This is a genomic window from Shewanella sp. 38A_GOM-205m (assembly GCF_000518445.1).
Lineage (GTDB): Bacteria > Pseudomonadota > Gammaproteobacteria > Enterobacterales > Shewanellaceae > Shewanella > Shewanella algae.
The window spans coordinates 1-26,984 of the sequence record NZ_JADP01000003.1; the positions used below are offsets into that span (position 1 = coordinate 1).

Consider the following 26,984-nt stretch of genomic DNA (forward strand, 5'->3'; position numbering starts at 1 on the left):
GGCTGAAAGGTATTATTGCCCGAAGTGGCGTAAACAAAGCTGTAGTGGCGCTGGCTAACAAAAATGCCCGAATAGCGTGGGCGCTAATAAACCAAAAAACAGAGTATATCGTTAAGTAACTAACTGATTTTAATAAGTCCAAAGAGTTGATGTGCAGACAGGTAGAACCGACTCTCTGTGAACCTGACAAATAGCTGGGCTGCTAAAAGCCATGGCACTAATGAGGACAGAGAGTACGGATGTTCATCAGGGCTCACGAAGCCGGATATATGTGTGTGGCTACTTTGTCAGAAAGAGACCTGCCGGTGCTTGCATCGGAGAGGTGTCCATATAAGCTATTTAGAGTCTTTAATCAGCTAACGATGGATGTCTTTATTTTTTTAGTTTTTTGATTTCTTCGTATTCATAACTAGTAATTTCATACGGATTACCATATGGATCGCTAAAATAAATAGACCATGACAGAGCATGATCACTTTCTTTGAAATCAACACCATGATTACCAAGCTGCGCTTTCCATTCTTCGTAGTTTGTAGAATCCACAGAAAACGCCACGGTCGTATTTACTAAAGTGTCTGATTCAAAGAGTGCAATGTGAACACCACCATTTTCAATCGTTAATGGCCCACCTTCTAAAAACCAACGTTCAAGTGACTCAACTCGATTGAACCCTAATACTTCTTTGTACCATTGCTCCGCACTCAAACGATCTGGCGCATAAATATGGATGTGATCTATTTTCTCTAGCTTTGGCATAATTTTATCTCCATATACTTATATCTTAGAAAGGCATAACGACGTGTAATGAGGCCGTACCAGCGTAGGGCCAAGTGACGTATGGTACCTTATTACGTAAGTTGTACCGAGCGTACTGGTACCCACCCTATTTCGCCCGTTGGCCTCGAGACTCGATACCACGAATTGAGTTCAAACAGCACTGACAGTTTTTCACCTATGGCAGTATTGAGCTCAACATTGTCATAATCTTGAAGCATGATACCCACGGAGCTGCCATCAACCTTTTCTATATATTGAACTGGAGCCCAACCCTGCTCACCTGCATCATTGGTTATAAAAATCCAATTGGGAAATTCGCCATCTATTTCACCCTGTTCGACTTTATCGCCTTGCTTCAAATAAAACGGATTTGGATATTCTGAGACATGCTGTTCAATAGCAACTACTTCCATATTTTCTCCAAAGTACATAACACCTTTGGCTAGGGAATCCCCAGGTAATTCCGTAACTAGAGATGTTGCAGTGTGGTCAATGCATCGTATTTTTTGCAGGATTAGAGGGAAAATTTCAGATACGGCTCAACGCCGCAGTAGCGAGTCCAAGCAGCAATAATGGCGTCACTGCCGAAGAGAAGACAATGAAGCCGATCATTTTCGCCGCGCAGTTTACTTGAGTAAATGAGCAGCGAAAATGATTGGATGAAGCCCTAACTAATGTACTCCACTAAACCATAATTGCGTAGCTGACGAAGCTAATGCTAGGCAAATCGATGGCGCCAGCGCGCAGTTGACTGATGTCAATGAGCACTGGCGCCAAGATTTAACGCCGCAGTAGCGAGTCCAAGCAGCAATTACTCGTACTCAGACATGGGCACACAGGCACAAAACAAATTCCTATCCCCATACACATCATCAATACGATTCACGGTCGGCCAGAACTTGTTGGCCTTGACTGTGGCATTCGGGAATACCGCCAGTTCGCGATCGTATGGACGGCTGTCGAAGGCGGGATCCATGATGTCGGCTAGCGTGTGTGGTGCATTGTGCAGCGGGTTATTGTCCGCAGGCCACTCACCGGCTTCGACCCGGGCGATTTCACCGCGGATGGCCACCATGGCTTCGATAAATCTGTCCAGTTCGGCCTTGGACTCAGACTCGGTCGGCTCGATCATCAGGGTTCCGGCAACCGGGAAGCTCATGGTCGGAGCGTGGAAGCCGTAGTCGTTGAGGCGTTTGGCAACATCCATTTCAGTCACGCCGGAGGCTTCTTTCAGCGGACGCAGATCGATAATGCACTCGTGAGCCACACGGTCGTTACGGCCGCGGTAGAGCACAGGATAGTGCTCTGACAGCTTCTTCATCACATAGTTGGCGTTGAGCATGGCGTTCTGGGTTGATTCACGCAGGCCCTTGGCGCCCAACAGCTTGATGTACATCCAGCTGATTGGCAGTATGCTGGCGCTGCCGTAAGGCGCGGCAGAAACGGCGCCGTTGTTGTCGCTTTCGCGGCCAGGCTTAACCAGAGTATGACCGGCAACGAAAGGAGCCAAATGCGCTTTAACGCCGATAGGACCCATGCCTGGACCACCACCGCCATGAGGGATGGCGAAGGTCTTGTGCAGGTTGAGGTGGGAAACGTCCGCGCCGATAAAGCCGGGAGTGGTCACGCCCACCTGGGCATTCATGTTGGCACCGTCCAGATACACCTGACCACCGTGTTGATGGATCACCTCACAGATCTCCGAGACGGTTTCTTCATACACGCCGTGGGTGGAAGGATAAGTGATCATAATGCAGGATAGGTTATCGGCCACTTCGGCCGCCTTGGCGCGCAGATCTTCCATGTCCACGTTGCCGCGCTTGTCACAGGCCACAACTACTATCTTCATACCCGCCATCTGCGCCGAAGCCGGGTTGGTACCGTGAGCCGACTGAGGGATCAGACAGACATTGCGGTGCCCCTCGCCGCGGGATTCATGGTACTTCTTGATGGCCAACAGACCGGCGTATTCGCCGGATGCACCCGAGTTGGGCTGCAGGCACATGGCGTCATAGCCGGTGATTTCCACCAGATAGTCAGACAGCTCATTGAGCAGCTTTTCATAACCCTTGGCTTGATCCAGCGGGCAGAAAGGATGCAGGTTGGCAAATTCCGGCCAGCTGATAGGCAGCATCTCGGCGGTGGCGTTCAGCTTCATGGTGCATGAACCCAGAGAGATCATCGAGTGGTTCAGCGCCAAGTCTTTGTTTTCAAGACGCTTGATGTAGCGCAGCATCTCGGTTTCGCTGTGGAAGCTGTTGAAGGTTGGATGCGTCAGGATAGCCTCATCACGCAGCAGCGCAGCAGGGATGGACTCACTGCCCTTGGCAAGGATTTCAGCGTCCAGTACCGCCACATCCAGGCCATGACCGGCGCCCAGGATGATATCGAACAGGGCAGCCAGATCATCAGCGGTAGTGGTTTCATCCAGGCTGACACCCAGAGTGCCTTCGGCATCGATACGCAGGTTGCTCTCGGCGGCAACGGCGCGGGCCAGCACGGCGTCTTTGTCGGCCACTTTGAAGGTCAGAGTGTCGAACCAGCTAGCGTTGACCAGCTCAACGCCCTTGGCCTTGAGGCCGGCGGCGAGAATGTCAGTCAGGCGGTGGATACGCTCGGCTATGGTCTTCAGCCCTTGTGGGCCATGGTATACGGCGTAGAAAGAGGCCATGTTGGCCAGCAGGATCTGCGCGGTACAGATATTGGAGTTGGCCTTTTCGCGGCGGATATGCTGCTCACGGGTTTGCATCGCCATCCGCAGCGCTGTGTTGCCGCGGCTGTCTTTGGAAACGCCTATGATACGGCCAGGCATGGAACGCTTGTGCTCATCTCGGGTCACAAAGAAGGCGGCGTGCGGGCCACCATACCCCATAGGTACACCGAAGCGCTGCGCGCTGCCAAAGACCACGTCGGCGCCCAGGCTACCGGGAGACTTGAGCAATACCAGCGACATGATATCGGCGGCAACAGCCACAATCGCCTTCTGCTCACGCAGCTTGGCGAAGAGTTCACGCTGATCGTTCAGCTCGCCTGTCTTGCCGCTGTACTGGAACAGGGCACCAAAGAGTTCATGATTGAGCGCTTCCTCGGCGGGGCCTACGACGACTTCAAAACCAAAGCATTCGGCGCGGGTCTTGACCACATCCAGCGTCTGCGGGAACACGTCATCGGCAACGAAAAAGATATTGGCTTTCTTGGCCTTGGATACCCGTTTGGCCAGCGCCATGGCTTCGGCGGCGGCTGTGGCTTCGTCCAGCAGCGAGGCGGAGGCCAGATCCAGGCCAGAGAGGTCCATGGACATCTGCTGGAAGTTCAGTACCGCTTCCAGGCGACCCTGGGCGATTTCCGGCTGGTAAGGGGTATAAGCCGTGTACCAACCCGGGTTTTCCAGCACATTGCGCAAAATAACGTTAGGCACTTCAGTGCCGTAGTAGCCCATGCCTATGTAGCTCTTGAATACCTTGTTCTGCTTGGCCAGGCCCTTGATATAGGCCAGACCTTCGGCTTCGCCACAGGCTTCGCCCACGGCCAGATCCCGGTTCAGACGAATCGACTCCGGTACTATCTGCGCCGTCAGATCTTCCAGTGACTCGGCGCCTACATAGTTCAGCATCTCTTGCTGCTGCAGGGCGTCGGAGCCGATATGACGACGGATAAAGAGTTCGTGCTGCTCTAACTGAGTGAGGGTTTGCTTGGTCATGATTAACCTTGTTCCATGTTCGCCGGTATCCAGCCGTAGGGAGGCGGTGTACCAGTCTCTTTATTTAGTGGTAAAACAAACGAAGCCCCGGAGGGCTTCGTTTTTCAGCAACGCTTATTCTTCGTCGATGACAGCCTGATATCCTTCGGCATCCAGCAGGTTGTCCAGCTCAGACAGGTCAGAAGGCATGATACGGAAGAACCAGCCATCACCGAATGCATCGCTGTTGACCAGCTCAGGGCTGTCTTCCAGCGCTTCGTTGATGGCAATCACTTCACCGGACAGAGGGGCATAGATATCTGAAGCGGCCTTAACAGACTCGGCCACAGCGCAATCCTCAGAGGCGCTGACAGTGTCGCCTACTTCCGGCAATTCAACGAAAACCATATCACCCAGCAGCTCCTGCGCATGTTCAGTGATACCGACTGTGTAGCTACCGTCTTCTTCCTTGCGGATCCATTCGTGAGAAGAAGCGTACTTCAGTTCGCTTGGAATATTGCTCATTATTCTTGTTCCTTTCCCGTGTTTTAGAATGCTTGTTTACCGTTACGCACAAAGCCTGGCGCCACTACTTTAACAGCGACGCGCTTCTTGCGCATTTCGACTTCGGCCGTATCCCCAATGGAGTTCGGTACCCGGGCCATCGCAATAGAATAGCCCAATGTCGGTGAGAATGTACCGCTGGTGATCACGCCTTCCTGCTCTTGGCCGTTGGCGTCGGTAAAGAATACCGGCATGCCATGGCGCAGCACGCCTTTTTGCTCCATCACCAGGCCGATAAACTTGTCGGCTCCGGCCTCTTTGATGGCGCTCAGGGCTTCACGACCGATAAAGTCACGATCGCTCGGTTCCCAGGCAATGGTCCAGCCCATGTTGGCGGCCAATGGGTTAACGGTTTCATCCATGTCCTGACCATAGAGGTTCATCCCGGCTTCCAGGCGCAGCGTATCGCGGGCACCCAGACCACATGGCTTAACACCGGCCTCGAGCAGCGCTTGCCACAGGGCTTCGGCGTCTTCGGCAGGCACTATGATTTCATAACCGGCTTCACCTGTGTAACCTGTGGTGGCCACAAACAGGCTGCCTGCCTGCACACCGAAGAAAGGCTTCATGCCTTCAACGGCCGCGTTTTGCTCGGCTGTGAACACAGTGGCGGTTTTGGCCTTGGCATTGGGGCCCTGCACGGCAATCATCGCCAGCTCAGGGCGCTCGGTCACCGTGACATCATAGGGCTTGGACTGCTCGGCAATCCAGGCGAGATCTTTTTCGCGGGTGGCTGAGTTGACGACAACCCGGTAATGGGTGTCATCGAGATAATAAGTGATCAGATCGTCAATCACCCCGGCTTCATGGTTCAGCATGCCGCTGTACAGCGCCTTGCCGGAGACCTTGAGTTTGGCGATATCGTTGGCCAGCAGTTTACGCAGGAAGGCTTTGGCGTCGCTGCCGGTGACATCAACAACCGTCATATGGGAGACGTCGAACATACCGGCGTCCTGACGCACTGCGTGATGTTCTTCTATCTGCGAACCATAGTTGAGTGGCATATCCCAACCATGAAAATCAACCATCTTGGCATTGGCTTCCAAGTGCTTGTTAAAGAGTACAGTTTTATTAGCCATTGTTATCCCTTCTAGTCGGGGCTTTACAGTGTCACCCAGGGGCAACACTGAGTTAAAATGCAGCGAAATTATACCCTGCGTCACAAATTTGTATACAAGTGATTTTTCTAATCCGAACCATTATGGATTAATTTTTCTCATGGTTTGCCTGTAATTTTTTTACAGTAAATCACAGTGTGTGTATAAAAAACGCCCAAAAGCGACTGTTTTTGGGCGTTTTCCTTCACATACGGCTAACCGGGGATGAAGATTATTCAGGACGACACAAACGCGGCAGCTTGAATTTGTGTCCCATGGCCTGTTGCATGAACACAGTTTTCAGCCCAGCGACATTGTCCACCAGGTTGAGACCGAGATCGCGAATCGCCTTCTTCAGAGGATTACTGCCGGCAAACAGCCGCTTGAACCCCTCCATGGCAGCTATCATCTCCATCGCCTCGGCTTTGCGCCAGCGCTCAAGGGCGCGCAGCTCGCCATAGGCGCCGATATCCTTGCCTTCGCCGTGCAATGCCGCCACGGTTTCCACTATGGCGCCGGCATCGAGGAAACCCAGGTTAACCCCCTGCCCCGCCAACGGATGTATGGTGTGTGCCGCATCGCCGGCCAACAACAAACGATGGCGGGCGAAATGGCGCGCATAACGCATCCGCAGCGGAAAACTCTGGCGTTCACTCTCCAACTGACACAGGCCCAGGCGGCCATCGAAGGCGGCGGTCAGCGCCCGGGAAAAGGCCTCATCATCCAAAGCCTGCAAGGCCTCGGCCTTTTGCGGCGGCACCGACCAGACGATGGAGCAGAGGTCACTCTCATAAAGCGGCAGAAACGCCAGTGGGCCGTCGGCACTGAACACCTGGCGGGCGCAGTCACCATGGGGCAACTGAGTGCGAATGCTGGCGACTATGGCGTGATGACCGTAATCCCAGAAGGTCAGCGGGATCTGGCACTGCTGGCGAACCCAGGAGTTGGCGCCATCGGCAGCCACCACCAGGGCGGCACTGAGGTTATCGCCGTTATCCAGCGTCAGCCAGGCTTCACGCTCACCAAAGGCGATACGCTCAAGCCGGGTGTGTTCCAGCAGTGTCAGCTGTTCCAGCTCTGCGGCTCGCTGGGCCAGGGCGTAGTGAATGGCATCGTTTTCGATTATGGTGCCAAGGGAAGTCTCGCACTGGCTTTGGGCATCAAACTGGATGCGCCCCATGCCGTCTTTTTCCCAGACATCCATCTTGCTGTATGGCCCGAGACGGGACTTGTCCAGATAGGCCCAGGCACCCAAGTGTTCGAGCAGCGCCTGGCTGGCCTTGTTGATGGCACTGACCCGCAGGCGCGGCGCACCCTCGACCGGCGCGGCACCGGCGGCATCTATCACCACCACCTTGAGCCCGGCCTGCTCCAGACCGCAGGCCGTTGCCAGTCCCACCATACCGCCGCCCACCACGGCTACATCATAGCTTTGGAAATTCATCGTCACTGACTCCTGGAAAACAAACAAGCAGCCGATTGCCTGTGCCACCCCATGGCTCTGTGGGCCACAGGGGTCTTGAGAGGTGGACACCAGGAGAGGATCCTGAGCCCCAGATTACGTCCGGCCACCAGCGGCCAGTAGTTGTTGGAAAAACCGCGCACCAGAAACTCAATATTGTTGATGGTCTGGCGTCTGTCCTGCTCACGGGCGGCATGATAGGCATGCAGCACCTGGGCTGCGCCTGGGTCGCCACCTGCGGCCAATACCGGCTCCAGCGTTTCCAGTACAGTGACCAGATCCCTGAGCCCCATATTGAACCCCTGCCCCGCTATCGGGTGCAGAGTCTGGGCGGCATTGCCCAAATAAAGCGTGCGGTGATAGATGGGTCTTGGCATGTAAGAGAGACTCAGTGGGTAGCGGTGGCGCTCACCCACAGCCACAAAACGCCCGGCTCGATAGCCGAAGGCCTGCTGCAGCTGCTGCAAAAACTCGGCCTGCGGCAGAGCCTGCATCCGCTCGGCCTCTTCATGGGGCAAGGCCCACACCAGAGAGAGCCTGGCCTGGCCGTCGCTGTCCCCCATAGGCAGCAGTGCCAACGGGCCGTGCTCGGTGAAGCGCTCCCAGGCCATGCCATTATGGGGCTTGTCGGTAGCAACATTGGCGATAACCGCGCTCTGACCAAACTCAAACTGCTGCAACACCTGTTGCTGCTGGGCACGCACCGAGGAGTTAACCCCATCTGCCGCCAGCAATAAGCGGCAGGAAAGCCGCTGACCGTTACTGAGCGTTAAACTATGGCCCGCAGCCGAGGTTTGCAGCTTCTCAAGACGCGCCGGGCAATAAAGCTGGATATCACTGTTGCCGATGGCGCCAAACAGCCGCTGGCCGACCCGCTCGAGTTCCACCACCTGGCCGAGGGAGTCCAGCGCAAACTGCCCGGCGTTGAGCTCTGTCATGCCGAAATGGCCGCGATCCGAGACATGAATATCGGTTATCGCCGTGCCTAGGTCTTCAAGCAAAGGCCAGATGCCGAGGCGCTTGAGCTCAAACACTGAGCCATTGGCTATGGCGATGGAGCGGGCATCGAAACCAGGATGTTGCTTGGCGGGATCGAAGGCCTCGATAACGGCTATTTTCAGCGGACGGGAGAGTTTCCTGGCCAGGTCGGCCAGCCCCAATGCCAAGGTGGCACCTGCCATGGCGCCGCCGACAATGGCGATATCCAGCTCAGTGCATTCCTGACTCACAGCTTGGGCGTCAACTTGCGGGTTCATCTTTCCTCTACTCAGGCACGCTCAATGGGTGCCGTCACAGAAATGACAGGGCGAACGGGCGCCCTGTCAATGCAGCGTATTATTGTCTTGTGTTTCGGCGTCGAGATCCGGCAACTCTGGGCCGAACTCTGAATAGCAGAGAATGGCGGCCATGCGAACAAACTCCAGCAGTTCTAGATATGCACTTTCGGATTCGTCATCGTCGGCAACATCGAACTCTACCTGGGCAATTTCCGCCAGATCTTTGATCACTTCACGAACATCTTCCGATGCCTGATTCAAACCCGGTTGAATTATGGCGATGCCGGTGAGGAAGCTCTGGGTCCAGAGCGAGAGCGCTTCGACCCGCACTGTCAGAGGTTCTTCCTCTTCCGGCAGCAGCAGGGTGAAGCCAAAGTCAGGATCCTGCAGTCGATTGACGGTATCGCCAAAAAGTTCGGTTATCAGTTGTGTCAGTTCGTCGGGCAGGCGCTGGCCGTCGTTCATCAGCTCGAGCAGTGGCTGATACCAGGCCTGCTCCTGCTGTGGCACGCCGCCACAAATCAGGCCCACCAAAGCGCCATGCACTTCAACCGGATGCTGACCTATGTCGGCGTTGTCGAGCGCACTGCGCAGGCTTTCGATACGTAATGAGGGTGGGGTTGCCATAAAGCTGTCCAAGTATTGAATTTACCCCCGTCATGCTAGCAGAGTTAGGGAAGGCGACCAAGACTGGAATCTTACCCAAGCTGCGAGCCAGGTCGTGCATTTGGCAATGTATCCAGGCTTCGCCGGTTATCTACTGCCGGGATTTGTACCAAGCTGGTCAGGGAAACAGCAGCCAACGCAACAAAGCGGCGCTTGTCTTGCACTTTAACGCTGAGCTAGATATATTCCGCCACAGAGCCAAAGAAAAGGATCCCGTGCGGAAGATGAGTAACAGTGCCATAGATATCACCCTGTTGGGGCGCACCTACTCCATCGCCTGTCCCCCGGGTCAGGAACAGGCTCTGCAAGCGGTGGCGCAGAAATTGGAGCTGCAACTGGGCAAGATAAAGTCCCGCACCAACGCCATCAGCCGCGAGGAAATGGCTTTGATGGCCGCACTCAACATAGGCTATGAGCTCTATGAAGAGCAGCGGAAGAATCAAGATTATATGAGCCAAATGGATGACAGAATCCGTTTGCTGCAATCCACTCTTGAGCACGCATTGGTTGAGCGAAGCGCAAGAGAGGATTAAACTGAAATAGCACGAACCCTCACAGGTTCGACCCAGAATTTGCTCCCTGGGGTGTGCGACAGCTGGTAATGTCCCTGTGCCGATATTTTTAATCTCAGGGTGAATGTTTTACTGACATTGTGCATGCTCGGCGCGAACCGAGAAGCCTTAGGATGTAATCATTTACCCGCCTTGAACCTACGGTTCAAGGGCTACACCGGCATCGACATTCTGGGGAGCATCCTCATTTATGACTCACACAGACTCAAGCAGCCAAACCCGTGATGCGCGTTGCAAGACGCTCAGGCGAGCCATTCGCCATGCCCGCAGGGCCATTCCCGAAGCCGAGCAGCATGTTGCCGCCCTCAAGGGTTGTGAGCAGTTTCTAACCTTGCTCGATGAACTGAGCGCCCAAGGCAGAGAAATCAAGACAGTCGCCCTCTACTTTAGCTGTGACGGCGAGCTGGACACGGCTCCCCTTATCGAAGCGCTATGGCAACGGGGAGTAACCACCTGTCTGCCGATCATTCATCCCTTTGCCCCGGGGCGTTTACTGTTTCTGCGCTATCAACTCTCCAGTCAACTGCACGCCAACCGCTTTGGTATCCCCGAGCCCAGGCTGGATATCCGTACTCTGGTGCCTTTGGCTGAGCTGGATCTCATCCTCACGCCATTGGTGGCCTTCGACGCCCAGGGCAACCGCATGGGCATGGGCGGCGGCTTCTACGACAGAACACTGGCCGCGGCGCAGCAAATCGCCCGAACTGTGCCATTGCTGGCAGTCGGTTTTGCCCATACCCTGCAGTTGGTGGACTCCCTGCCCCTCGCCCCCTGGGATATCCCGCTGCCCTTTATCGTTACCCCGGACAAGCTGCATAGCTTCAACACTCTGACGGCTGAATCTTGACCCGAAAAAGTGGTATAACATCAGCCTGAGAAGTCGCGGAGTAAGCAAGTATGGCACGTCAGTATCGCAGCCTTGATAGACCGGACAGTGCCCAGCGGGCCAAGGTTAAGCAGCAGATGCAGCGGGAAACCTATCAAAATATGCGCCGGCAACAGTCACAACCCAAGGCGCTGCTCGGCGCCTTGCTGGGCGCCATTCTTGCTGTGTGGCTGTTTCTATTTATGGCCAGCAGCAACAGCACTCTGGTTTGGCTGTATATGCTGCCGGCGGTGGCTGTGGGCCTGGGGGCCAGATGGCTGGGGAAGTGTTTCGAGTGGCAGCTTTTGCTGCCGGTTCCGCTGATTACGCTACTGCTTTATAGCCTGGCACTCTGGTTGTTACTGCGCTTTCATGCCTCGGATCTCCTGATAGTGCCGCTTTGCTGTGGTATCAGCCTTTACTGCGCCCGCCGTTCACTGACTTCCACGGAGCAAAGCGCCCTGTGGCAGGCCAAGCTGGATCAACACTGAGACCTGGCTCCAGGCTTTTATTGCTATTGCTGAAATATCTTGGTGAATTGGCGAATCCTCTTATGGCGTTGGCTTGAATCTCAGGGCAGGTTAACACCAGACATTAGGCCGGCTGGCACTCTGCCCTGGCGGCTTCTATGCTGAAAGCCATATAGGCAGCTCATTATCATGCCGCCGAGTCGGCCTTGTCGTTTTTGGAATTCCACTCAAAGGAGAGAACAAGCGATGAAAAAGTCCATCCTGATCCCGGGTTGTTTGTCACTGGTGTTTGCCGCATCACAACTGGCCGCCGAAGAAGTCAGTATCTCATTACTGTCGGCCGATGGCCCAAGCCCCATAGGCAGCATCAGTCTCAGTGATTCCGCCTACGGCCTGGTGTTAACCCCCAACCTCAAGCAACTCACGCCCGGCGTTCACGGCTTCCATGTGCATCAAAATGGCAGTTGTGACACCAGCAGTAAAGACGGTAAGACGGTATTGGGCGGCGCGGCCGGAGGTCACTTCGACCCTGATGGCAGCGGCAAGCACGGTTACCCCTGGACAGATAACAATCACAAGGGCGATCTGCCGGCGCTCTATGTCGATGCTGATGGCATGGCTTCCACACCTGTGCTGGCACCAAGGTTGAAACTGGCCGACGTCAAAGGTAAGGCACTGATGATCCACATGGGAGGCGATAACCATTCAGATCACCCGGCGCCACTGGGCGGCGGTGGCTCCCGTATGGCCTGTGGCGTGATTAACTGAGCCGCACCAAACACAAAAAACGCGGCTCTTGAGCCGCGTTTTTTAATTCAATTCAAGCCAATGTCTTTTTAGCTTTGATCTTTTGTTGGCTTGGCACGTTTAGTGGCTTTCACTCTTGCCTCTCAAACGCTCCACCATACTCATCAAGGCCACCGCGATGGCACCGGCCACAATGCCAAACAGGGCGTTGAGCAAGGTAGGTGTCAGCGCTGCCAACACAGGGCCGGCCACAGCCAAAGAGCCTACCCAGTTGGCGGCATGGGTTATTTGCTCACTGACCCAATGCAGGCCATGGGTGAGAATGCCGCCACCTACCATAAACATGGCGGCGGTGCCCACTATGGTAAGCAGCTTCATCAGTTTGGGGGCAGCACTGACCAGCATAAGCCCAATACGCCTGAGGTTGTGGGTCCAAAAACCCTCGCCTTTGCGTCTTGAGAGATACAGCCCGGCGTCATCCAGCTTAACGATACCGGCCACCAAGCCGTAGACCCCGATAGTCATTACCACTGCAATGATAGACAGAGTGGCCAACTGGGTCATAAAGGCTTTTTCCGCCACAATACCCAAGGTGATGGCGATGATCTCTGCCGACAACACAAAGTCGGTACGTATCGCGCCTTTGACTTTCTGCGCTTCCCAGGCGCGAATATCCTCGACCTCTTTCATGGCGGCCTCGGCGGCGGCTTCATCGTCTGTTTCGGCAGAAGCCTTGCTGTGACTGGCCTTGTGCCAGAGTTTTTCAAAGCCTTCAAAGCAGAGAAACAAGCCACCGAACATCAACAGAGGTGTAACTGCCCAAGGAATAAAGGCGCTGATCAGCAAGGCTGCCGGCACCAAAATAAGTTTGTTGCGAAAAGAGCCCTTGGCAACGGCCCATACCACGGGCAGCTCCCGCTCGGCGCTGATCCCTGTTACCTGCTGCGCATTCAGCGCCAGATCGTCCCCCAATACCCCGGCGGTTTTCTTGGCGGCAACCTTACTCATTACCGCCACATCATCCAGGATGGTGGCAATATCATCCAATAGAGTCAGTAGACTCGCTCCAGCCATTTAAATCTCCTTAAACCAGGTCAATTTTGCGCTCTAAATAGGTTCGGTATGCGACATATTCAAGCGGCACCTGTGCACTTTTTCAGCGCAGTACTGCCACATCAGCCTGGCCGTTCCCCCCTGGTCGTATAGTAGCGCAGGGGCGCAGGCGGGCGCAGTAAAAAGTTCTTAACTTATGTTGCACTTCAAGAACTATTCTTCCGGACAAGATTGAGCGGCACTTTTCACTACAACTCGGAGTATACTAGGGCAAGTTCAAGTAAATTTGTCAGAATCAACAGGATGGCATTATGACCCAAGATGAAATGAAGAAAGCGGCCGGTTGGGCAGCGCTGGAATATGTCGAGAAAGACAGCATAGTTGGCGTGGGCACCGGCTCTACCGTCAACCACTTTATCGATGCTCTGGCTACGATAAAGGCCGATATTGAAGGCGCGGTTTCCAGCTCTGAAGCCTCCACCGCCAAACTCAAACAGTTGGGGATCCCTGTGTTTGATCTCAATTCGGTAGACAAGCTGTCTGTGTATGTCGATGGCGCCGATGAAATCAACGGCCACATGGACATGATCAAGGGTGGCGGCGCCGCACTGACCCGGGAAAAGATAGTTGCGGCCGTGGCCGACAAGTTTATCTGTATCGTTGATAATACCAAGCAAGTCGATGTGCTGGGCAACTTCCCGCTACCGGTGGAAGTGATCCCCATGGCCCGCTCCTACGTGGCCCGTGAGCTGGTGAAACTGGGTGGCGATCCTGTCTATCGTGAAGGTGTGGTAACAGATAACGGCAACGTGATTCTGGATGTCTACAACCTGAAGATACTGAACCCCAAAGAGCTGGAAGTGCAGATTAATGCCATAGTGGGCGTAGTGACCAATGGTCTGTTCGCCAACCGTGGCGCCGATGTGCTTCTGGTGGGCACCCCTGAAGGGGTTAAAACCATCAAGTAAGCCTTAATCTTAAATGCCAAAAGCCGCCAGCAGGCGGCTTTTTTGTGGAAAATTGAGCGGATTGCAGAGCAAGAGCATCGCAAGAACAGTCGGCTCAAGAGTAAAAAATGGCCAACCAGACGCTAGTTTGATCCTCGGCGGTCCAACTGACTCTGTGGCGTACATGAGCGGGGATATTGAGCCAGTCCCCCGGGTTCAGGCTCACTTCTGAACCATCTTCATATTGCAGCCGGGCGGCGCCCTGCAGCAGCAATACCCATTCATGCTGCGCTTGATCGTACCATTGCCCTTCGGGTGTCACCTGACCGTGGGACAGAATGCGCTCAATTTTAAGATCCGGCGTAGCCAAAAGCGCGTCAAACTGCTCGGCATCAAGCTGCTTGGGTAAGTTGGCAAACAGATTGTTCATCTTGCTCTCCTGCGATATATGACCCGTTACTCAGCCTATCCCTATCTTAAATAGACTCCCGGCTTGCACTTGGTTTTACTGCTTGTTTTACTGCTTGCTTTACAGGGGCTCCAGCTGCTCAACCAGCAACTGCAGGTTACTGTTGCCGCGAAACTCGTTCACATCCAGCTTATACAGCAGACGCACATGATTGATGCTGGCATCAGGCCAGGTCTTGAGATCCACATTGAAGGCGATGGCATCGGCCATGATCCGGCCGCATTCGGTCTCCAACACCAGTTTAAGGTGTTTCTCTGCCACCAGTCTCTGCTGCAGAATTCTGAAATGGCCATCAAATAGCGGCTCGGGGAAGGCCTGGCCCCAGGGACCGGCATCTCTGAGCAGCTGCGCCGTATCCAGGGTAAAACACTCAAGCGGCAATTCACCGTCGGAGAACAGCTCGCCATTGAGATCTTCCAGGGTCAGCAGCTCACGGACACAGGTGTCAAAGGCCTCGGCAAACTGCTCGAAGGCCTCCTTGCGTAAGGAGAGCCCGGCGGCCATGGCATGACCACCGAACTTGAGGATCATCCCGGGATGACGGGCATTGATAAGCTCCAACAGATCGCGCATATGCAGCCCCTTGATGGAGCGGGCCGAGCCCTTGATTTCAGTGTCGCTGGCTTCGGCAAAGGCGATTACCGGGCGGTGGAACCTGTCTTTGATCCGGGAAGCCAGAATACCTATCACCCCCTGATGCCAGTCCGGCTGATACAGGGCTATGCCCCAGGGCTGTTCACTCTCTTTGAGCTGCAGCGCCTCCAGGCTCTTCATCGCTTCTTGCTGCATGCCGGTTTCCAGCTCACGGCGCTCGGCGTTGAGGCCATCAAGCTCGGCCGCCATCCTTCTTGCCTTGAGCATGTCATCACACAAGAGAGTTTCAACCCCAAGCGCCATTTCATCCAGCCTTCCGGCGGCGTTGAGTCTGGGGCCAACCGCAAAGCCGAAATCGGCGGCCACCAAACGCGCCGGATTGCGGCGGGCCACCTCCAGCAAGGCGGTGATCCCCGGGCGACAGGCGCCGTTTCGCACCCGCTTGATACCGGCATCCACCAAAATACGGTTGTTGGCATCGAGCGACACCACATCGGCCACTGTGCCCAGGGCCACCAAGTCCAGTAATACCCCCAGATTGGGCTCGGCCAGCGAGTGTTTGGCGAACCAGTGACGTTTTCTCAGCTCAGCCCGCAGCGCCAACATCAGATAGAAAGCCACCCCGACCCCGGCAATCGACTTGGAAGCAAAGCGGCAACCGGGTTGATTGGGGTTAATGATGGCATCTGCCTCGGGTAATTCATTGCCCGGCAAATGGTGATCTGTAATAACAACCGTCATCCCCAGCGCCTTGGCGGCCCTGACGCCTTCGATGGATGAGATACCGTTATCGACAGTGATCAGTAGCTCGGCGCCCTTGCTGTGCGCCACCGCCACTATTTCAGGGCTGAGGCCATAGCCATAATCGAAGCGATTGGGGATCAGATAATCACAGTTTTCCATTCCCATCATTCTGAGCGCCAACAGACACACACTGGTAGAAGTGGCACCATCGGCATCGAAATCACCCATGATCAGAATGCGGCGATTGGCGGCGATGGCATCGGCCACCAACTCGGCACCTTGCTGCAAGCCCAACATGGTATCCGGCCTGAGCAGACGCTTGAGCACCAGTTCGCACTCGGGAGCCTGAACGCCGCGACTGGCGTAAATCTGTTTTAAGAGCGGGTGCAGATTAGCGGGTAAATGGCTGTCGTCCACCCTGGGACGACGGACGATTTTGTGGATCACTATGGGCTATTCTTGAAAATGGCTTTGCCGGGCAAGATAACAAAAAGGCGAGTGGGTTGCTCGCCTTTTTGAGTGAGATTTTTCGATTGAGCGCTGCCGCTATTGAGATTAAAGGCTACGACTCTCAAGGTTGTTCAACAGATCTTTCGGTGGCTGATAACCCGGGATCAGGCTGCCATCTTCGAGGATCAACGCAGGAGTACCATTGATACCAAAACTCATCCCCAGTTGATACTGCCCCGGGATATTGGCATCACACTTGGCCATCTTGATACTCTTGCCGGCCTTGGCGTCATCCATGGCCTTGTGAGGGTCTTTGGCACACCAAACCGCTTCCATCTCTTCGGCGTTGGGTGAAGGCACGCCCTGACGGGGATAGGCCAGATAGCGCACTGTTATCCCAAGGTCGTTGTATTCCTGCATCTGGTTATGGAGCTTACGGCAATAACCACAGGTGATATCGGTAAAGACAGTCACCACATGCTTTTCGTTCTTGGCCTTGTAGACCAGCATCTTGTCTTCGAAGGACTTGAGCATCTCGAGTCTTGGGCCTGCAAGCGCCGCCTCGGTGAGGTTTTTCATCCCTTGATTCAGATCATAGAGGTTGCCATGCAGCAGCTTGGAACCATCTTTACTGACATAGAGCACGCCGCGATTGGTGATTGCCTGATACAGGCCTGGGATAGGTGAATCTGCCATAGAGATCACTTCAATACCCAAGGTGTCACTGAGCTTTTGCTTCAGCTGATCACCCGGTTCGGAAGCCGCAGAGGCAACACCGACAAAGGGTGTAACCGCCAGCGCCAGACACAGAGAGAATGCACGGGTTAACTTCATTGGAAATCCTATCTTATTTGGGCCTGATTGGTTTTTTATCGTCTCTCATCAGACCGGGCCAGAGGCTGAAAAGTTACAGGCTGTTGTCAGTGAAAGCAACTAATTGCGTGCCAGATCACCGAATTCAGCCTCTTGGATGATGCAGCTGATGCAGCGATTGCAACCTGGCATTGGCCACATGGGTATAAATTTGGGTGGTGGACAGCGAGCTGTGACCCAACAGTAACTGCACTACCCGCAAGTCAGCGCCATGGTTGAGCAAATGAGTGGCAAAGGCGTGTCTCAAAGTATGGGGCGACAGCTCGGTGCTGATACCGGCCCGCAACGCATAAAGCTTGATCCTGTGCCAGAAGGTTTGCCGGGTCATCATCTGGGCGCGCTTGGAGGGAAACACCACATCACTCTGTTTACCGCCGAGCAGCTCGGCGCGCGCCAGCTTGAGGAAAGACTCGATTTCGCTGACGGCCACCTCGCCCATGGGCACCAAGCGCTCCTTGCCGCCTTTACCCGTGATCCGTACCAGGCCCTGACGCAGACTCATCTGCTCCAGCGTCAACCCCACCAGTTCACTGACCCTGAGTCCGGTGGCGTATAACAGCTCAAGCATCGCCTTGTCTCTGGCTTCGACCGGGTCTTCCCGTATGGGCTCAGCCAGCAAGGCATCCACCTCGGCCTCGCTGAGACTACCGGGCAATTTGCGCTTGAGCTTGGTGGACGCGATACGCGCCATGGGATCTTCCGCTATCAGTTGCCGACGCAGCAAAAAACCATAAAAGCGCCGCAAGCTGCTCTTCAATCTGGCACTGCTGCTCTGGGCACCCCCTTTGTCGACACGAAAACCGAGATAATCCTGCACCGCTTCGCGCCCGGCAGAGTTGAGCGTCAGCCCTCTTCCCTGCAGATACTGATCAAAATGGCGCAGATCATTGCGATAAGCCGCCAGTGTGTTGTCGCTCAGGCCTTTACTGGACCAGAGGTCATCGAGAAAACCTTCAATCAAGGGGTCCTGAACATAAGCGGATGAAGAAGTCGCGGCCACAAACAATACTCCAATAAAAAACGGCGTCATCAAGGATAACGCCGTCTCGAAATGGACTCCAGTTACTCAGACAGCCTGCGCCGCCTTGGGGCTGACAAACAAACAGATAATCATCACTGTCAGGGTGGGTGGCAGCCAGGCCATGCCCTCTTCGTAGAGAGGCAACGCCGACATCACGGGGGCCAGGCTTTCAACCCCGGAAACAAATGCCAGCAGCAAGCTGTTGGGCTCGGCCACTTGGGTCAGCGGCTTGAGTGAAGTCACTGTCACCTTAAGGGCATCAAAAATCCCGAAGAACAAGGCCACCGACAGCGCTAATCTGTGGGCAAATTTCGGATTACGGAAATAAGGCGTCAGGAAGGTCACCAACACCAGAGCGATAGCCACAGGGTAGATGGTCATCAGCACAGGAATACTGATAGCCAGCAGTTGGGTCAGGCCTACGTTGGCCACCACGGCACAGATCACGCTGAACAGCACCACCAGGAAGCGATAAGTGGCGCCTGGGATCAACTCCTGGAAGAAGTCGGAGCAGGCACTCACCAGCCCCACAGCCGTGGTCAAACAGGCCAGAGTCACCACAGTGGACAACAGGATAATGCCCATATCACCGAATTCGTGAGTCACATAGTTGGTGAGGATTTGGCCACCGCTCTCGGCGCCCTTGGCCATATCACCTGCGGTTGCACCGAGGAAGAACAGCGACACATACACAAATGCCAGACCGGCGGCGGCTACCAGCGCAGCGCGCACCAGATAGCGGGTCTGCAAGCCAGGCTCAGACACGCCCTTGTTGCGCAAAATATCGATAATCAGCATACCGAACATCAAGGATGCCAGGGTATCCATGGTGTTGTAGCCTTCGATAATGCCTTTGGTCAGTGGGTGCTTGATATAGTCACCACTGGCGGCCGGTACTTCGCTGCCGGGCAGCAAGATAACGGACACTGCCAGCCCCATCAGCAGCAGAATCAGCACTGGGGTCAATACCTTGCCTATGCTATCCATCAGTTTGCCGGGAAACAGTGCCAGCAGCATGGTCACCAAAAAGAATCCCAGAGTGTAGAGCAACTGAGGCTTGTTCAGCTCAAGCCCGAGAATGTTCACTACCGATGCAGGGTCTTGAATAAAAGGCAGCGCGCCAATCTCATAGGCTACCAGACCGGTACGAGGCGCCGCGAATGCTGGGCCAATAATGATATAGATAGCGACTGCCAGAGCGGTCGCGGCAAAGGCAGGCAACAGCTTCATCACCTTGCCCTGCGCCTTGGCCACAGCTATCAAACCGGCCAGCGGCAAACCCACGGCGGTAATCAAAAAGCCAATCATGGCCATTGGCATGTTTTCGCCGGCCAACTGCCCGGCAAAAGGAGGAAAAATCAGGTTGCCCGCCCCCAGGAAAAACGCAAAGGTCATGAATCCCAGGCCCAGGGTGTCACCAAGTGTCAATTGAGTCTTGTGCACTGTATGCCCCATCTTGTTATGTTTTTCTAATAAACTTAAGTGATTGCAACATTTTTAGCTATAGCTGAAATAATAGCCGTCGCGCTCGCCCTACTCGAGTGTAAAGCCTTTATTACAGATATCCGTGGTAAATTTGGCCTATTCTTGGCGAGTTTATGAACAAATGGCAGGGGGTTTTCGCTGCTTTGCTTATCCTAAAACTGTTTTACCTTGATCTAATTCGCAGAATGCCGCGAATTAAGGGGGAACACTAATACCAGACCCTCTTAAAGTGCGCAATAAGCCAACCAAACAGCAGCCTAAAAACACAACAGATGCAAAACTCAGGATGAGAAAAAGTTGTTCAAGGTCACACCCAGCCCCAATTGAGGCAACAGGCATAGCATTTTGCAAACATTTGTCGACTCCCCAACGCCCTTGCTGGTACGACCTTTAACACTTGTCCAGCATCACCAGCCTAAAGTTAGCAGCATCCCCTGCCAAAGTATGAACCAGACCGAAACAAAGCTACGGCAAATCCTTGGCGAATGATGACTCTTTCGGGATAAAATCCCCGCCAAGCATTCGGCTTGGGAGGTTGAGCACTCAATGGCATTCAGTTTCAAGGCATTTCATATCGAAGATTACGGCTGCGGTATGCCGGTCAGTACCGATGGGGTGCTCTTGGGCGGTTGGGCGCCATTGACCGGGGCCAAGCGGGTGCTGGACATAGGGGCCGGCAGCGGCTTACTGAGTCTGATGGCGGCGCAGCGCAGTGAGGCAGAGGTACTGGCGGTTGAGCTCGACAGCAGCGCGGCCCATGCAAGCCGTGCCAACTTCAAGGCTTCGCCCTGGGCGAGCAGACTCGCTTTGTATCAAGGCTCAATTCAGGCCTATTGCGATGAGCATGCCTTGGCAGACTCAGCGCTGTTCGACCATATACTTTGCAACCCACCCTATTTCGAAACCGGCCCACGCTCGGATGACCCCAAACGAGCCATAGCGAGACACACAGAGCATCTGAACTTTGACGAGCTGTGTGTGGCGATAAAGCAATTACTCAAGCCACAGGGACAGGCGAGCCTTATTCTGCCGGTTCAGAGCCTGGACAGATTTGCGTGCGCCGCAATAAAGGCAGGCTTGCGACTGGCCGCGCGGGTCAGTGTCAGCAGCACGCCTCAAAAGCCCAGTAACCGAGAGTTACTGCTGCTTGAACATGCCAAGGAAGGCGGAGTGGTTGCCGCGCCAAAAGCCCATTCCTCCCTCTACATAAGAGAAGCCGATGGCCGCTATTCGGAGGCCATGGCACAACTGACCCGGGATTTTTACCTGAAACTCTAAGCCGTTGCCGGTTGCAAGGGACTTATTCTCAGCTTCCCAAGCGACAAGCTGTGCACGGCACCCCAGACAAGGTATACTCCCGCGCATTATTGTTTGAGATGCTCCCCATGCTATTTGAAGATTTCGATCTGGACCACAGGCTTTTGGATTCACTGAAAGCCATGGGCCACAAGACCCCGACCAGTATTCAGCAATTGGCTCTGCCTTTGGCGCTGGAGCAGCGGGATATTCTTGCCCATGCCCCAACCGGCACAGGTAAAACCGCCAGTTTCCTGCTGCCGGCACTGCAACATCTGATTGACTTCCCCCGCCGTCGTCCAGGCCAGGCCAGAGTACTGGTGTTGACCCCGACCCGCGAGCTGGCCAGTCAGGTTCACAGATATGCCTGCCATCTGGCGACCGGTCTTGGGCTGGAGATTGGCATAATCACAGGCGGTGTCCCTTACGCCCCACAGGAAGAAACCCTGGCCGGTAACCTGGATATTCTGGTGGCGACCCCGGGCCGCCTGCTCGAATATCTTGAGAAGCGCAAGTTTGAAGCCACCGAAGTGGAACTGCTTATCATAGATGAAGCCGACCGCATGCTGGATATGGGCTTCTCCCAGGTAGTGCAGACCATAGCCATAGAAGCGCAGGGACGTAAGCAGAACATGCTGTTCTCCGCCACACTGGAAGGCAGCGGCGTGCGCCGTTTTGCCACTGAGTTGCTCAACGATCCTGTGTTGGTGGAGGCCGAACCGCCACGCAGCGAGAAAGCCAAGATCCATCAATGGATCCACCTGGCCGACAACAAGGAGCACAAGTTCGCTCTCTTGTGTCACCTGCTCAATCAGGAAGAAACCAAGCGCGCCATCGTCTTTTGCAAGACCCGCGAAGTAGTCAGCAGCCTCGAGGGATTGTTGCTGCAGGCCGGGATCCCGGCCGCCTTTATGCGCGGCGATATGGAGCAGAAGAAGCGTTTCCAGGCTCTGGGTCGTTTCACCAAGGGTGAAGTCAAGGTGCTGTTGGCTACCGATGTCGCCGCCCGCGGCATAGATATCGAAGGTATCACCCATGTGATCAACTATGATATGCCCCGCTCTGCCGACGCCTATGTGCACAGAATTGGCCGTACCGGCCGCGCCGGGGCCAAGGGCACAGCCATCTCTCTGGTGGAAGCCCATGATATGCGGATCCTCAGCAAGGTTGAGCGCTATATCGAGCAGAAGCTGAAACGGCGTGTTATCGAAGAGTTGCGCCCCAAGCACAAAGAAGCCAAAGTGCCGACCAAGAAAAAGGTCAAAGCCAAGGATGTCAGCGCCAAAAACAGCAAGAAAAAGAAGAAGAAAAAATAAGCTTCGGCTTAATTTCTCGTTTAAAAAGGACCTTTGGGTCCTTTTTTGTTACCTGCCTCACAGCCCTCCCGCCGCCGACAGCTTTTGACACATTTTATTTACAAAAACACATTTATTGGCCGCTGCTTGTCTGGTAATTTAAGCTCAGATTAAGCCTCCAGCATGGATATGCAGAAGAATATGAAGACATTTTTCCGAAGAATAGCGCCGCTGCTCATCATAGTGGTCGCCGTACTAGGCGCCGAACTCCTGATGATGACCAAGCAGGAGCCGGAGCAAAAAGCGGAAGAGATCCCGCTGCCTGTGGTCGACGTGACTCAGGTCGAACAACAGACAATGTCACTCAACCTGCCCTCTTACGGCACTGTGACTCCCAAGTACAAGACTCAGCTGGTCAGTGAAGTTCAGGGCCGTATCCTCAGCATAGCCCCGGCCTTTGTGGCCGGTGGCGTGGTGCATCAAGGTGATGAGCTGGCGGTGATAGAACCTTCTGATTATGAGGCCGACCTGATGCAGGCTCAGGCCACTCTGGCCCAGGCCAAGGCAGCATTGGATGAAGAAATCGCTCGCGGCGAAGTCGCCAAGATAGAATTCAGCGGTTATGACAACGGTATGCCACCCGAGCTTGGCTTGCGGGTTCCTCAGTTGAAGAAAGAGCAAGCCAACGTCAAGTATGCCGAAGCGGCACTCGCCAGAGCCAAGCGCAACCTGGAACGCACCGTTATCCGGGCACCTTTCGATGCCATAGTGCGCGCCCGCAGTGTCGATTTGGGACAGTACGTTTCCATAGGCACCAATCTGGGTGAGCTGTACGACACGGCTGTAGCCGAAGTGCGCCTGCCGCTGGCCAACAAAGACCTGGCCTATCTGGAGTCGGTGGACAACCCTGAGACTCAGGTAACCCTGAGCGCCGCCCTGGCGGGTAAAACCGTGACCTGGACCGGCAAGGTAGTGCGCAGTGAAGGGGTGATAGATCCGGATAACCGCATGGTCTATCTGGTGGCCGAAGTGCAGGATCCTTATCTGCGAAAGCAGAAACAGACCGGCCAACTGCCGCTGAAATATGGCAGCTTTGTCAACGCCGTGATCAAGGGCCGCACCGTCGATGGCTTGGTGAAACTACCCAGGTATATGGTGCGTAATCAGCATGTGGCCGTGGTAGACAAGGACAACAAGATAGAAATGCGTCACGTCAACGTGGTACGCACAGATCTTGAGTATGTCTACATCAAAGACAGCCTCAAGGATGGCGAGCGAATCTCCAAGACCAATCTCAACAATATGACCAATGGTCAGTTGGTGCGGGTTGCCAACAGCAAAGATAAAGACGCTTCCCACAGCGAAGAGGATGAAACTCAGGAACAGCGTCTGGCTGCGGCGGGTGAACTCTGATGGAGCAGGAAAAAGGAATCATTGCCTGGTTCGCCCGCAACAATGTTGCCGCCAACCTCTTGATGTGGATCCTGCTTATCGGCGGGATCTTCAGCGCCTTTCTGATCAATAAAGAGGTCTTTCCCAGCTTCGAACTCAACTATTTGCGGATCTCAGTCGCCTACCCAGGCGCAGCGCCGCAGGAGATTGAAGAAGGGATCACCATCAAGATTGAAGAGGCGATTCAGGACATCAGCGGCATCAAGAAGGTTACCTCGGTTGCCAGCGAAGGCGTGGGCTCTGTCACCATAGAGGTGGAAGACGGCTATGATGCCAAAGAGGTGCTGGATGAGGCCAAACTCAGGGTCGATGCCATCGCGACTTTTCCGGCCAATATCGAAAAGCCGGATATCTACCGGATCAAGCCGGAAAACAACGTTATTTGGGTGTCTGTCTATGGCGACATGACACTGCACGACATGAAAGAGCTGGCCAAGGAGATCCGTGATGAGATCACCAACCTGCCGGCGGTGACCCGTGCCGAAGTGACCGGGGTGCGCGACTATGAAATCGGTATCGAAGTCTCGGAAGATAAGCTCAGAGAGTACGGCCTCACCTTCACTCAGGTGGCGCAGGCAGTACAAAACACTTCGATAGATCTACCCGGTGGCTCAATTCGGGCTCAGGACGGTGACATACTGCTGCGTACCAAGGGCCAGGCCTACACGGGAGATGACTTTGCCAACATAGTGGTCAGCACTCGCGCCGATGGCAGCCGGGTGATGCTGCCCATGGTGGCCGAGATCAAGGATGACTTTGAGGAGCGGCTCGAGTACACCCGCTTCGACGGCATGCCGGCGGCCATCATAGAGATCACCAGCATAGACGATCAAAACGCCCTGGCGATTGCCGATCAGGTCAAAGGTTTTATTGCCGAGCGTCAAGCCACTCTGCCCAGCGGCGCCAAGCTGGACTACTGGGGCGACCTGACCCACTATCTCAAGGGCCGCCTCAACATGATGCTGTCCAACATGTTTATGGGTGCCTTGCTGGTGTTCATTATCCTGGCGCTGTTCCTGGATCTGAAACTGGCCTTCTGGGTCATGCTGGGGCTGCCTGTGTGCTTCCTCGGTGCCATGGCACTGATGCCGATGGAACCTTTTGGCCTGTCTATCAACATGTTGACTCTGTTCGCCTTTATTTTGGTGCTGGGGATAGTGGTGGATGATGCGATAGTCATAGGCGAGAGTGCCCATACAGAGGTTGAGCGTCACGGCCACTCGATCACCAATGTGATCCGCGGTGCCAAGAAGGTCGCCATGCCCGCTACTTTCGGGGTGTTGACCACAATTGCCGCCTTTATCCCCATGTTGATGGTGCCAGGTCCCATGGGGATCATCTGGAAATCCATCGGCATGATAGTGATCCTCTGCCTGGCCTTCTCGCTGGTGGAGTCCAAGTTCATTCTGCCGGCGCACCTGGCGCACATGAAGCCCAGCAAACCCAATCCCAACCCTGGGCCATTTGGCCGCTTCAAGCGCGCCTTCAACGAAAAAGTGCAGCATTTTATCCACCACAGTTACCGCAACTTTATGGAGCGGATGATCCCCCACAGATATACCCTGGTGGCGGGCTTTATCGGTGTGCTTATTCTGTCGGTCGCCATGGTCACCAGTGGCAAGGTGCGCTGGGTATTCTTCCCGGATATTCCGTCCGACTTTATCCAGGTCAATCTGGAAATGGATGAAGGCAGCTCAGAGCTCAACACCCTGGATGTGGTGCAAAAAATTGAAAATGCCCTCTATACCATGAACCAGCAGATGGAGTCCGAAATCGGCTACCCTGTGGTGAAGCACAGCTTTATCAATATGAGCAGCCGCACCTCGGCATTTATCTTTGCCGAGCTGACCAAGGGTGAAGACAGGGACGTGGACGGCGTGACCATAGCCGAGGCCTGGCGCAAGCAGTTGCCGGACTTGGTGGCGGTGAAGAAACTCAATATCAATGCCAGCACCAATGATGCCGGCGGCGATATCTCTTTCCGCTTTACCTCCACCGATCTGGAACAATTGTCTGCGGCCGCCAAAGAACTGAAACAGAAGCTTGCCAGCTATGAAGGCGTTTATGATATTGCCGATAACTTCTCCTCCGGCAGCCATGAAATTCGCCTCAAGATTCGTCCCGAGGCAGAAGCGCTGGGGCTGACATTATCGGATCTGGCGCGCCAGGTGCGTTATGGCTTCTATGGCTATGAGGCGCAACGAATTTTGCGCAACAAGGAAGAGGTCAAGGTAATGGTGCGTTATCCGCTGGAGCAGCGCCGCACCATAGGCCACCTGGAGAACATGATGATCCGCACGCCAAACGGCATGGCGGTGCCCTTCTCTACCGTGGCCGAACTGGAGCTGGGGGAATCTTACTCTTCCATTACCCGGGTGGATGGTCGCAGGGCGATTACCGTGACCGCCAACGCCAACAAGGATAAAGTGGAGCCCTCCAAGGTGGTGCAGGAGATCCAGGAGAAGTTTATGCCCGAACTCGAGCGTAAATATCCCCATATTTCCGCCAGTCTCGATGGTGCCAGCCAGGATGAACAGGCCGCCATGGTCGGCTTGCTGCAAGGCTTCTTCTTCGCGATATTTACTATCTATGCCTTGATGGCCATTCCGCTCAAGTCCTACAGCCAGCCGTTGATCATCATGTCGGTGATCCCCTTCGGTATGATAGGTGCGTTGTTCGGTCACTTTATTCTGGGGCTGTCCATGAGCATTCTCAGTCTCTGCGGCATAGTTGCTCTGGCCGGGGTAGTGGTGAATGATTCATTGATTTTGGTGGACTTCGTCAACCGCGCCCGTGAGCAGGGTCAGTCAGTGGTCAAGGCGGCCATAGATTCGGGGTGTTATCGTTTCCGGGCGATTATCCTCACCTCGCTGACCACTTTTGTCGGCCTGGTGCCCATCATAATGGAGCGCAGCCTGCAGGCACAGATAGTGATCCCCATGGCCACCTCTCTGGCATTCGGTATTTTGTTCTCCACCCTGGTGACCCTGATCCTGGTGCCCATGCTCTATATCATTCTCGATGATCTGAGCCACAAGAGCCGAGCGTTTTATCACTGGTGGTGGCGGCCGAAAGAGGCAGAGGCCCAGTTAAACGAGTCGCAACACTGAGTAAGTGATTGAAGGGAGC

General features: G+C 54.7%; 23 protein-coding genes, 1 other RNA gene and 1 pseudogene. 11 read left to right on the forward strand and 14 right to left on the reverse strand.

Annotated features, from left to right (window positions below; genetic code table 11):
• Positions 1-119 (forward strand): annotated as a pseudogene (locus N512_RS24605) (IS110 family transposase); the annotation flags it as partial.
• A gap of 253 nt (positions 120-372) precedes the next feature.
• Here N512_RS24605 and N512_RS0103200 read toward each other — a convergent pair.
• The 8 genes from N512_RS0103200 to N512_RS0103240 form a co-directional block, all read right to left on the reverse strand.
• Positions 373-756, reverse strand: a complete 384-nt coding sequence (locus tag N512_RS0103200) for a VOC family protein (protein WP_025009010.1) — start codon at positions 754-756, stop codon at positions 373-375.
• 92 nt (positions 757-848) lie between these two features.
• Complete coding sequence (locus N512_RS0103205; RefSeq protein ID WP_028779379.1) at positions 849-1,190, reverse strand: hypothetical protein; 342 nt, start codon at positions 1,188-1,190, stop codon at positions 849-851.
• A 398-nt stretch (positions 1,191-1,588) separates the two neighbouring features.
• Entirely contained in the window at positions 1,589-4,477 is a 2,889-nt protein-coding gene (gcvP, locus tag N512_RS0103215) for an aminomethyl-transferring glycine dehydrogenase (protein ID WP_028779380.1), read from the reverse strand.
• A 114-nt stretch (positions 4,478-4,591) separates the two neighbouring features.
• Positions 4,592-4,981 (reverse strand): glycine cleavage system protein GcvH, encoded by a 390-nt coding sequence (gcvH, locus tag N512_RS0103220; RefSeq protein WP_025009008.1) that lies wholly within the window; start codon positions 4,979-4,981, stop codon positions 4,592-4,594.
• Positions 4,982-5,004: 23 nt separating this feature from the next.
• On the reverse strand, positions 5,005-6,099 hold the full coding sequence (gene gcvT / locus N512_RS0103225) for a glycine cleavage system aminomethyltransferase GcvT (protein WP_028779381.1): 1,095 nt from the start codon (positions 6,097-6,099) through the stop codon (positions 5,005-5,007).
• Positions 6,100-6,349: 250 nt separating this feature from the next.
• Complete coding sequence (locus N512_RS0103230) at positions 6,350-7,561, reverse strand: FAD-dependent monooxygenase (RefSeq protein ID WP_037474072.1); 1,212 nt, start codon at positions 7,559-7,561, stop codon at positions 6,350-6,352.
• Between the two features lie 2 nt (positions 7,562-7,563).
• Positions 7,564-8,835 (reverse strand): 2-octaprenyl-6-methoxyphenyl hydroxylase, encoded by a 1,272-nt coding sequence (gene ubiH / locus N512_RS22120; protein ID WP_051472631.1) that lies wholly within the window; start codon positions 8,833-8,835, stop codon positions 7,564-7,566.
• Positions 8,836-8,901: 66 nt separating this feature from the next.
• Positions 8,902-9,483 carry a UPF0149 family protein gene (locus tag N512_RS0103240; protein ID WP_028779383.1) on the reverse strand — a complete coding sequence of 194 codons (582 nt, stop codon included), beginning with the start codon at positions 9,481-9,483 and terminating at the stop codon, positions 8,902-8,904.
• Positions 9,484-9,746: 263 nt separating this feature from the next.
• Here N512_RS0103240 and zapA point away from each other — a divergent pair, with 263 nt between their 5' ends.
• From zapA to sodC, 5 genes are all read left to right on the forward strand, one after another.
• Complete coding sequence (gene zapA / locus N512_RS0103245; RefSeq protein WP_025009004.1) at positions 9,747-10,055, forward strand: cell division protein ZapA; 309 nt, start codon at positions 9,747-9,749, stop codon at positions 10,053-10,055.
• A gap of 40 nt (positions 10,056-10,095) precedes the next feature.
• Positions 10,096-10,276, forward strand: a non-coding RNA gene (gene ssrS, locus N512_RS23975) — 6S RNA.
• A gap of 8 nt (positions 10,277-10,284) precedes the next feature.
• A complete protein-coding gene (locus N512_RS0103250) occupies positions 10,285-10,941 on the forward strand; it encodes a 5-formyltetrahydrofolate cyclo-ligase (protein WP_028779384.1) in 657 nt (218 codons plus the stop codon).
• Positions 10,942-10,991: 50 nt separating this feature from the next.
• The gene (locus tag N512_RS0103255) at positions 10,992-11,450 is read left to right on the forward strand and encodes a hypothetical protein (RefSeq protein ID WP_025009002.1); all 459 of its coding nucleotides are present in this window, start codon (positions 10,992-10,994) and stop codon (positions 11,448-11,450) included.
• Between the two features lie 225 nt (positions 11,451-11,675).
• On the forward strand, positions 11,676-12,197 hold the full coding sequence (gene sodC / locus N512_RS0103260) for a superoxide dismutase family protein (protein ID WP_037474075.1): 522 nt from the start codon (positions 11,676-11,678) through the stop codon (positions 12,195-12,197).
• Between the two features lie 99 nt (positions 12,198-12,296).
• Here sodC and N512_RS0103265 read toward each other — a convergent pair whose 3' ends face one another.
• Complete coding sequence (locus N512_RS0103265; protein WP_028779386.1) at positions 12,297-13,250, reverse strand: DUF808 domain-containing protein; 954 nt, start codon at positions 13,248-13,250, stop codon at positions 12,297-12,299.
• Positions 13,251-13,540: 290 nt separating this feature from the next.
• Between N512_RS0103265 and rpiA the strand changes: the two genes are divergently transcribed.
• A complete protein-coding gene (gene rpiA, locus N512_RS0103270) occupies positions 13,541-14,197 on the forward strand; it encodes a ribose-5-phosphate isomerase RpiA (protein WP_025008999.1) in 657 nt (218 codons plus the stop codon).
• Positions 14,198-14,291: 94 nt separating this feature from the next.
• On the opposite strand, the gene N512_RS0103275 is transcribed toward rpiA, so the two are convergent.
• The 5 genes from N512_RS0103275 to brnQ all read right to left on the reverse strand — a co-directional run bounded on the left by N512_RS0103275 (position 14,292) and on the right by brnQ (position 19,782).
• Positions 14,292-14,606: a cupin domain-containing protein gene (locus N512_RS0103275; protein ID WP_025008998.1), complete on the reverse strand. Its 315-nt coding sequence runs from the start codon at positions 14,604-14,606 to the stop codon at positions 14,292-14,294.
• 99 nt (positions 14,607-14,705) lie between these two features.
• Complete coding sequence (recJ, locus tag N512_RS0103280) at positions 14,706-16,430, reverse strand: single-stranded-DNA-specific exonuclease RecJ (protein ID WP_028779387.1); 1,725 nt, start codon at positions 16,428-16,430, stop codon at positions 14,706-14,708.
• 108 nt (positions 16,431-16,538) lie between these two features.
• A complete protein-coding gene (gene dsbC / locus N512_RS0103285; protein WP_028779388.1) occupies positions 16,539-17,267 on the reverse strand; it encodes a bifunctional protein-disulfide isomerase/oxidoreductase DsbC in 729 nt (242 codons plus the stop codon).
• Positions 17,268-17,391: 124 nt separating this feature from the next.
• Positions 17,392-18,336: a site-specific tyrosine recombinase XerD gene (gene xerD / locus N512_RS0103290; RefSeq protein WP_081737078.1), complete on the reverse strand. Its 945-nt coding sequence runs from the start codon at positions 18,334-18,336 to the stop codon at positions 17,392-17,394.
• Positions 18,337-18,372: 36 nt separating this feature from the next.
• Complete coding sequence (brnQ, locus tag N512_RS0103295) at positions 18,373-19,782, reverse strand: branched-chain amino acid transport system II carrier protein (RefSeq protein ID WP_028779390.1); 1,410 nt, start codon at positions 19,780-19,782, stop codon at positions 18,373-18,375.
• A gap of 576 nt (positions 19,783-20,358) precedes the next feature.
• Here brnQ and N512_RS0103300 point away from each other — a divergent pair.
• From N512_RS0103300 to N512_RS22125, 4 genes are all read left to right on the forward strand, one after another.
• Positions 20,359-21,090 (forward strand): tRNA1(Val) (adenine(37)-N6)-methyltransferase, encoded by a 732-nt coding sequence (locus tag N512_RS0103300; protein ID WP_028779391.1) that lies wholly within the window; start codon positions 20,359-20,361, stop codon positions 21,088-21,090.
• Positions 21,091-21,197: 107 nt separating this feature from the next.
• A complete protein-coding gene (gene srmB / locus N512_RS0103305; protein ID WP_028779392.1) occupies positions 21,198-22,424 on the forward strand; it encodes an ATP-dependent RNA helicase SrmB in 1,227 nt (408 codons plus the stop codon).
• Between the two features lie 180 nt (positions 22,425-22,604).
• The gene (locus tag N512_RS0103310; RefSeq protein WP_037474157.1) at positions 22,605-23,816 is read left to right on the forward strand and encodes an efflux RND transporter periplasmic adaptor subunit; all 1,212 of its coding nucleotides are present in this window, start codon (positions 22,605-22,607) and stop codon (positions 23,814-23,816) included.
• Complete coding sequence (locus tag N512_RS22125; RefSeq protein ID WP_037474087.1) at positions 23,816-26,965, forward strand: efflux RND transporter permease subunit; 3,150 nt, start codon at positions 23,816-23,818, stop codon at positions 26,963-26,965. Before N512_RS0103310 ends, N512_RS22125 begins: the two co-directional genes overlap by 1 nt.
• Positions 26,966-26,984 lie beyond the last annotated feature (19 nt).